Source organism: Nocardia elegans NBRC 108235 (assembly GCF_001612845.1).
Taxonomy (GTDB): Bacteria; Actinomycetota; Actinomycetes; order Mycobacteriales; family Mycobacteriaceae; genus Nocardia; species Nocardia nova.
In genome coordinates this window covers 1-9,203 of sequence record NZ_BDBF01000097.1, presented here as the reverse complement: position 1 = coordinate 9,203, position 9,203 = coordinate 1, and the positions used below count along the sequence as shown (strand labels likewise).

Here is a 9,203-nt window from a genome sequence, read left to right as displayed (position 1 = left end):
GACGTGCTGGCCTTGCTCAGCGGTGAGGTCTCGATCGCGGCGGTGAACGGCCCGTCCTCGGTGGTGGTATCCGGTACCGACGCCGACGTGGACGCGGTCGCCGCGCTCTGCGCCGAACGCGGGTGGCGGACCACGCGCCTGCGGGTCTCGCATGCGTTCCACTCGGCGTCGATGGAGCCGATGCTCGCCGAATTCGCCACTGCCATCGCCGATGTGACGTTCAGCCGTCCGACTCTGCCCGTGGTGTCGACGGTGACCGGCACCCGGGTGACCGATGAGATGCGTGATCGGTCCTATTGGGTGAACCAGGTTCGGGATACCGTCCGGTTCGCCGACGCCGTCACGACGATGGCGGGCATGGGGGTGACTCGTTTCGCTGAGGTCGGGCCGGATGCGGTGCTGGCCCCGATGGTCACCCAAACCCTCGACGACGCTCCGGCCGGCACGACGACGGCGGCGGTGGTGGCCCTGGCGCGTCGCGGCCGGGCGGACGCCGCGACCTTGTCGGCCGGTGCCGCCGGATTGTTCGTCCGCGGCGCGGAACTGGATTGGGCCGGCTGGTACGCCGGGACCGGAGCGCAGCGAATCGACCTGCCCACCTACGCCTTCCGGCACGAACGCTTCTGGCTCGACGCCCGGCAGGTACTCGCGCAGTCGTGGCTGGGAGCCGAACTCGGCGGGGTGACGGCGGTCGGTCTCGATGCCGTCGCGCATCCGCTGCTCGGCGCGGCCGTACCGCATCCGGAATCCGGCGGGGTGAGCTTCACCGGTCGCTGGTCGCTGGATTCCGTCGATTGGCTGGCCGACCACAGCGTCTTCGGCGTGGTACTGCTGCCCGGCACCGGATTCGTCGAATTGGCCGGCCACGTCGGTGGCCTGCTGGGCTGCGATGTGCTCGAAGAACTCGTTTTGCACACCCCGTTGACGCTTCCGGCGCAGGGCGGTGTGTCGGTGCAGGTGGTGGTGGCCGCCGCGGACGACACCGGCCGTCGACGGCTGAGTATCCATTCCCGCCGGGCCGCCGAGGAACCCTGGGCGATCCATGCCGAAGGCGTTCTCGCCTCGGGTGGCGTGGTCGCCGATTTCGATCTGAGGTCGTGGCCGCCCAGCGGTGCGCGGCCGGTGGATATCGACGGCATCTACGACGAACTGCTCGATCTCGGTTACGGCTACGGTCCGGCGTTCCGGGGTATGCGGGCGGCGTGGCAGCGCGGGGACGAACTGTTCGCCGAGGTCGCGCTGCCCGACCCGGCCAACGCCGACAGCTTCGGCATCCACCCGGCCTTGTTCGACGCCGCGCTGCATGTCCGGATCGTGCACGCGCTGCGCGGTGGAGGCGGCACCTCCCCGGCCTTGCCGTTCACCTGGAACAGGGTGGCGTTGCACGCGGCCGGGGCCGCGGTGGTGCGCGTGCGGATCGCGGTCGAGGGCGAGAAGTTCGGCGTCCGGATAGCCGACGCGCAGGGCGAACCGGTGCTGTCGGTGGCCGCCCTCGTGTCCCGGCCGGTCACGGCCCGCCAGCTCGACGCGCCCCGGGTGTCGCAGGATCTGTTCGGCGTGGAGTGGGTCCCGGTGGCGGGATCGGCGGTGGCTGTCGACCCGGAACGGGTGGCGGTGCTCGGCTCCGGCGCCGATACGGGGGAGGTGCGCGGATACAACGATCTGGCGGCACTGGTCGCCGATCTGGATGCGGCCGCGGAGCCGGTTGTCCCGGAGATCGTCGTGTTCGAATGTCCGCGAGGTGAGGGCGCGCCGCCGGCGGCGGCACGGCAGGTCGTGACCGGTGTGCTCGAGACCGTGCAGCGGTGGTTGAGCGATTCCCGGTTCGCCGGCTCCCGGTTGGTCGTGGCCACCGAAAACGCTGTGCCCGTGCGCGATTCGGATTCGGTGAACCTCGCGCAGGCGCCGGTGTGGGGTGTGCTGCGGGCCGCGCAGGCCGAGCATCCGGATCGATTCCAGCTGCTGGATCTGGACCGCGAGGACGCCGAGACTCGCACACCGCTGGCTGTGGCGTCGTCGGCCGCCGCGGTCGCCGGCGAGCCCGAGGCCGCCGTGCGCGGTGCGGCCGTATCGGTTCCGCGATTGAGCCGTCACGCGGCCGGCGACACCGTTCGCCTGGACGAGCCCGGCACCGTGGTGGTGACCGGTGGCACCGGTGGTCTGGGTGCGTCGATCGCGCGGCATCTGGTCGTGAACCACGCCGTGCCGCGGCTTGTTCTGGTGTCGCGTCGTGGGCCGGCCGCGCCCGGCGCCGACCGGTTGCGTGACGAGTTGACGGAGCTCGGGGCGCAGGTGCGGATTGTCGCGTGCGACGTGTCCGATCGGGATGCGTTGGCGACGGTGATCGACAGCATTCCGGACGAGCATCCCTTGGTCGGTGTGGTGCACGCCGCGGGTGCCGCCGACAACGGTGTGGTCGAGGCGATGTCGGCGGATCGGGTGGATCATGTGTTCGCGCCCAAGGTCGACGCGGCATGGCATCTGCACGAGTTGACCCGTGATCGGTCGTTGTCGCTGTTCGTGGTGGTGTCGTCCGCCGGTGGTCTGGTGCTGGCGGCAGGCCAGGCGAATTATGCTGCGGCGAACGTCTTTCTGGATGCGCTGGCCGCTTATCGGCGGGCAGCGGGATTGCCGGCGACCGCGATCGATTACGGGCTGTGGGCGCGCTCGAGCGGACTCGGCACGGAGCTGTCCGAAGCCGATTTCGAACGGATGCGCCGGCAGGGGTTCCCCGCCCTCGCTGAGGACGAGGGCCTCGCGCTGTTCGATGCGGCGATCGCGACCGAGACCGCTCAACTGGTCGCGCTGCGGATCGATTCCGCCGCGCTCCGGGCGCGCGGCGAGAGCGTTCCGGCACTCGTGCGCGGAATCGTCGCCCCGGCGAGCGCACGCCGCAACACCTCCGCGGCTACGCACGCCTTTGTGGACACGCTGGCCGGGCTGTCGGAGGCCGACAGGCGAGTGGCCGTGCTGGACCTGGTGCGTTCGGTGGCCGCGGGTGTGCTCGGGCATACGTCTGTGGATGCCGTCGAACCGCAGCGCGCTTTTCAGCAGCTGGGTTTCGATTCGCTGGGGGCGGTGGAGTTCCGGAACCGGTTGAATGCCGCGACGGGTTTGAAGCTTCCGGCGACCTTGATCTTCGACTATCCGAACGCCCAGGTCGTCGCGGAATTCATCGGTGCCGAGCTGGCCGGTGTGGCAGTGGTGGAGGAGAAGCCGGTCGGGCGGGTTCGGGTCGACGACGATCCGATCGCGATCGTGGCGATGAGTTGCCGCTATCCGGGTGGTGCGGCGTCGCCGGAGGAGCTGTGGCGGTTGGTCGCCGAAGGCGTCGACACCAACGGGGAATGGCCGGTCGATCGCGGCTGGGATATCGACGCCGTGTACGACCCCGAGCCCGGTAAGGCGGGGAAGACCTATACCCGCCGCGGCGGATTCCTTTACGAGGCAGCGGATTTCGATGCCGACTTCTTCGGGATCAGCCCGAACGAGGCCACGATGATGGATCCGCAGCAGCGGTTGCTGCTCGAGACCTCGTGGGAAGCGCTGGAACGCGCCGGTGTCGATCCGGCCGAATTGCGGGGGACCGCCACCGGTGTGTTCACCGGCGTCATGTACCACGACTACGCGCAGGGAACGGAGAGCCGCAACAGCGCCGGGGGAAGTCTGGTCTCCGGCCGGGTCGCGTACACGCTGGGGTTGGAAGGCCCTGCCGTATCGGTGGATACGGCGTGCTCGTCCTCGCTGGTGGCCGTGCATCTGGCGGCGGGATCGCTGCGATCGGGAGAATGCGATCTGGCCCTGGCCGGTGGCGTCGCGGTGATGGCCTCGCCGGACATGTTTCTGGAGTTCTCCCGCCAGCGCGGTCTCTCTCCCGATGGCCGGTGCCGAGCCTTCGCCGACGCGGCGGACGGTGTGGGCTGGTCCGAGGGTGTGGGTGTGCTCGTGCTGGAGCGACTCTCCGACGCGCAGCGCAACGGCCATCAGGTCCTGGCGGTCATCGCGGGTTCCGCGGTGAATCAGGACGGCGCGTCGAACGGTTTCACCGCGCCGAACGGTCCCTCGCAGCAGCGGGTGATCCGCCGGGCGCTGGCCGATGCCGGACTCGCCGCGGCAGAGGTGGACGCGGTCGAAGGCCACGGCACCGGCACGACATTGGGTGATCCGATCGAGGCCCAGGCATTGCTGGCGACCTACGGCCGCGACCGCTCTGCGGATCGTCCGTTGTGGCTGGGGTCGTTGAAGTCGAATATCGGTCATGCCCAGGCCGCGGCGGGTGTCGGTGGTGTGATCAAGATGGTCATGGCGATGCGCCACGGTGTGTTGCCGAAGACCTTGCACGTCGATCGGCCGAGCACGAAAGTCGACTGGTCCACAGGCAATATCGCGTTGTTGACCGAGCCGGTCGAATGGCCGGAGAGGGATCGGCCGCGGCGGGCCGGGGTGTCCTCGTTCGGGATCAGCGGCACCAACGCCCACCTCATCCTGGAGCAGGCGCCGAGCGCGGCGGTGCCGGTGCAGGCCGCGCCCACCGCTCCGGTCGGCGGCATCGTGCCCTGGGTGATCTCGGCGCGCAGTGCCGCGGCGCTCGCCGGTCAGGCCGAACGGCTCGCGTCCGCGATCCGCGACGAGCACGATCCGATCGATATCGGGTTCTCCCTCGCATCCACCCGTGGTGTGCACGAACACCGTGCCGTCGTGGCGGCCGGCGACCGTCCCGATTTGCTCACGGGCGTGCGGGCATTGGCCGGCGGTGAGCAGGCGCCGGGTGTGGTGTCCGGTCGGGTGCTGCCGGGTTCGACCGGCATGGTGTTCTCGGGGCAGGGGGCGCAATGGGCCGGGATGGCCGCCGAACTCCGCACCGCCTATCCGGTCTTCGCCGAACACTTCGACGCGATCGTGGCCGAGCTGGAACCTGCTCTGGGACAGTCGGTTTCGCTGCGTGACGCGCTGGCCGACGATGGTCTGATCGACCGCACCGTCTTCGCGCAGGCGGGATTGTTCGCGTTCGAGGTGGCGCTGTTCCGGCTGTTCGAATCGTGGGGTGTGACCGCGGGGGTGGTGGCGGGGCATTCGATCGGTGAAGTCGCCGCCGCGCAGGTGGCGGGCGTGTTGTCGTTGACGGATGCGTGTGTGCTGGTCGCCGCGCGCGGCCGGCTGATGCAGGCACTGCCTGCCGGTGGCGCGATGGTGGCGGTCGGGGCGTCCGAGACGGATGTGCTGTCGGTGCTGAGTGGTGAGGTGTCGATCGCGGCGGTGAACGGTCCGTCGTCGGTGGTGGTGTCCGGTGTCGAATCCGAGGTGATGGCGGTCTCCGCTCGCGCCGCCGAGCGTGGATGGCGTACGACCCGGTTGCGTGTGTCGCATGCGTTTCATTCGGCGTCGATGGAGCCGATGCTCGCCGAATTCGCCCGTGCCGTGGAAGGTTTGACGTTCGACCGCCCGGAGATCGCCGTGGTGTCCACGGTGACCGGCGCCAGGGTGACCGATGAGATGTCGTCCCCGGCGTATTGGGTCGCGCAGGTTCGCGACACCGTGCGGTTCGCGGACGCGGTCACCGCGATGGCGGATCTGGGGGTCTCCCGCTTCGCCGAAATCGGGCCGGATGCGGTGCTCGCTCCGATGATCACCCAAACCCTCGAGAACAGGGCGACAGCGGGGGCCGTGACGGCGGTGCCTGCCGTGGTCGCGCCGGTGCGCCGGCATCGGGCCGATGCGGCGACGGTGACGGCCGGGGTGGCCGGACTGTTCGTCGCGGGCGCCGAGGTGGACTGGGCCGGTCTGTACGCCGGCACCGGAGCCCGGCGAATCGACCTGCCCACCTACGCCTTTCAACGTCGGCGCTATTGGGCGGGGGCGACCGGCGCCGGCGGCGACCTGCGGGCCATCGGCCTCGCATCCACCGGACATCCCCTGGTCACGGCGATGGTGTCCCACCCGGATTCCGGCGCCGTGACCCTCACCGGGCGGCTGTCCGTGCAGACCCACCCGTGGCTCGCCGATCACCGGGTGATGGACACGGTGCTGTTCCCCGGAACCGGTTTCGTCGAACTCGCCCTGCACGCCGGGGAACGAGTCGGTTCGCCGATGCTCGACGAGTTGGTGCTGCAGGCGCCGCTGGTGTTGCCGGACACCGGCGGGGTCGCGGTACGGGTAGTGCTCGGTGAGCCGGACGCGACGGGACGGCGCGGAATCCGGATCTTCTCCTGCCCCGAACGCGATGTCGACACGATGCCGTCGTGGACGACGCACGCCGAAGGCGCTCTCACGTCCGAGGAAATCGACGAATCCGAACCGGCCTCCTGGCCCCCGGCCGGCGCCACCGTTGTCGACGTCGACGGCGTCTACGACGAGCTCTCATCCGTCGGCTACGGGTACGGTCCGGTCTTCCGGGGCTTGCGGGCGATGTGGCAGCGCGGGAACGAATTCTTCGCCGAGATCGCGCTACCCGACTCCGGGCGCGCCGACGGGTTCACGATACATCCGGCGCTGTTCGATGCCGCCTTGCATCCGGGCATCGTGGACGGCTTCCGCAGCGGGAAAATCGGTGATTCCCCGGCATTGCCGTTCATGTGGAATCGGGTCGCGGTGCATTCGACCGGAGCCGCCGTGGTGCGCGCGCGGATTTCACCGGACGCGGACGGATTCGGCGTGCGGATCACCGACCAGCAGGGGCGCCCGGTGCTGTCGGTCGGCGCGCTCGTCTCGCGGCCCGTATCGGCCGAGCGCCTCGCTGCGAATCCGGTCGCGGACTCGCTGTTCGGCGTGGAGTGGACGGCCGCCTCGACGGCATCCGCGACGCTCGAACCGAACCGCATCGCGGTGGTGGGTTCCGGACGGAGCTCCGAAGGTGCGCCACGGCATCGCGACCTCGCGGCATTGATCGCCGACCTGGATGCGGCCGGGAACACGGTGGTCCCCGAGGTCGTCGTTCTCGAATGCCCCGAGGACGAGGCCGCACCGCCGGCCGCGGCCCGGCAGATGGTCGCCGGTGTCCTAGAGGCCGTGCAAACATGGTTGCGCACTTCGCATTTCGCAAGCTCGCGCCTGGTGGTCGTCACCAGACATGCGGTATCCGTCGACGGAGCCGAGCAGGTGAATCCGGCGCAGGCGCCGATGTGGGGTCTGGTGCGGGCGGCGCAGGCCGAGCACCCCGGCCGATTCCAGCTCCTCGACCTGGACCACGACCGCGATGCCGTCACCGCGCTGACCACGACGACACCGGCCGCCACCGAGCCGGAGGTCGCGGTGCGCGGGGCGGATGTGCTGGTTCCGCGGTTGCGCCGGCTCGCCCCCGGTGCGGTGGTTCGCTCGATCGCGCCCGGCACCGTGCTGATTACCGGCGGAACGGGTGGTCTCGGTGCGTTGATGGCGCGCCACCTCGTCGTGAATCACGGTGTGGCGCAGCTGGTTCTGGCATCGCGCAGCGGACCGGACGCGCCCGGTGCCGAACAGTTGCGTGACGAGCTGGCAGAGCTCGGCGCGCAGGTGCGGATCGCGGCCTGCGATGTATCCGACCGCGGTGCGTTGGCGGCGCTGATCGACGAGATTCCGGACGAGCATCCGCTGATCGGTGTGGTGCATGCGGCGGGCGCCGGCGACAACGGGTTGATCGAATCCCTGACGGCGGATCGATTCGGGCCGGTGTTCGCGCCGAAGGTCGACGCGGCGTGGTATCTGCACGAGTTGACCCGTGATCGACCGCTGTCGCTGTTCGTGCTGGTGTCGTCGGCGGGCGGTTCGGTGCTGGCGGCCGGGCAGGCGAATTACGCCGCGGCCAACGTCTTTCTGGACGCGCTGGCCGCCCACCGTCGCGCCGCGGGTCTGCCCGCGACCGCCATCGATTACGGACTGTGGGCGACCTCGACCGGCCTGGGGTCGATGCTGTCCGACGGTGATGTCGAGCGGATCCGGCGGCAGGGACTTCCGCCGCTGAGCGAGACCGAAGGGCTGGCGCTGTTCGATCTGGCGATCGCCACCGAATCCGCGCAGGTGGTGGCATTGCGCGTCGATCCGGCGGCCCTGCGCGACCGCGGCGACGAGCTGCCGGCACTGCTGCGCGCGATGGCCCCGGCCCCGATGCGGCGCCGGGCACGAGACCAGGGTCCCGATCACGCGTTCGCCCGCACGCTGGCCGGTGTGCCGGATGCGGATCGGCATGCGGCTGTGCTGGATCTGGTCCGGTCGGTGGCCGCGGGTGTGTTGGGGCATGCGTCGGTGGATGCGGTGGAACCCCAGCGTGCTTTTCAACAGCTGGGATTCGATTCGCTGGGTGCGGTGGAGTTTCGGAACCGGCTGAACGCGGCGACGGGTTTGAAACTTCCGGCCACGTTGATTTTCGACTATCCGAATGCGGAGGTGGTGGCCGAGTTCATCGGGTCGGAATTGGCCGGTGTGGCGATTGCCGATGCGGAGCCGGTCGGCCGGGTCCGGGTGGACGACGATCCGATCGCGATCGTGGCGATGAGTTGTCGTTATCCCGGTGGTGTGGCGTCGCCGGAGGATTTGTGGCGATTGGTCGCCGAAGGTATCGACACCAACGGGGAATGGCCGGTCGACCGCGGCTGGGATGTCGACGATATCTACGATCCGGAGCCCGGAAAGCCCGGCAAGACCTACGCGCGCAACGGTGGATTCCTCTATTCCGCAGCGGATTTCGATGCCGACTTCTTCGGGATCAGCCCGAACGAGGCCACGGCGATGGATCCGCAGCAGCGGTTGCTGCTGGAGACCTCGTGGGAGGCGCTGGAACGGGCCGGCATCGAACCGGCCGTGCTGCGCGGCAGCGCCACCGGTGTGTTCACCGGTGTGATGTACCACGACTACGCCCAGGGCACCGGCAAGGCCGGAACGGCCGGCGGCAGTCTGGTCTCCGGGCGTATCGCTTACACGTTGGGGTTGGAAGGTCCTGCGGTGTCGGTGGATACGGCGTGTTCGTCGTCGCTGGTGGCGATGCATCTGGCGGCGCAGTCGCTGCGGTCGGGGGAGTGCGATCTGGCATTGGCCGGTGGCGTCGCGGTGATGGCCACGCCGGATATGTTCCTCGAATTCTCCCGCCAGCGCGGGCTGTCCCCGGATGGCCGGTGCAAGTCGTTCGCGGACGCCGCGGATGGTGTGGGCTGGTCGGAGGGGGCGGGCATGCTGGTATTGGAGCGGCTTTCGGATGCGCGTCGCAACGGTCACGAGGTTCTTGCGGTGCTGGC

General features: G+C 69.6%; 1 protein-coding gene. It reads left to right on the top strand.

All coding sequences use genetic code 11. The annotated features are described in order from the left end of the window. A partial coding sequence (locus tag NE2_RS36805) for a type I polyketide synthase (RefSeq protein ID WP_218018725.1) occupies positions 1-9,203 on the top strand: 9,203 nt, incomplete at both ends.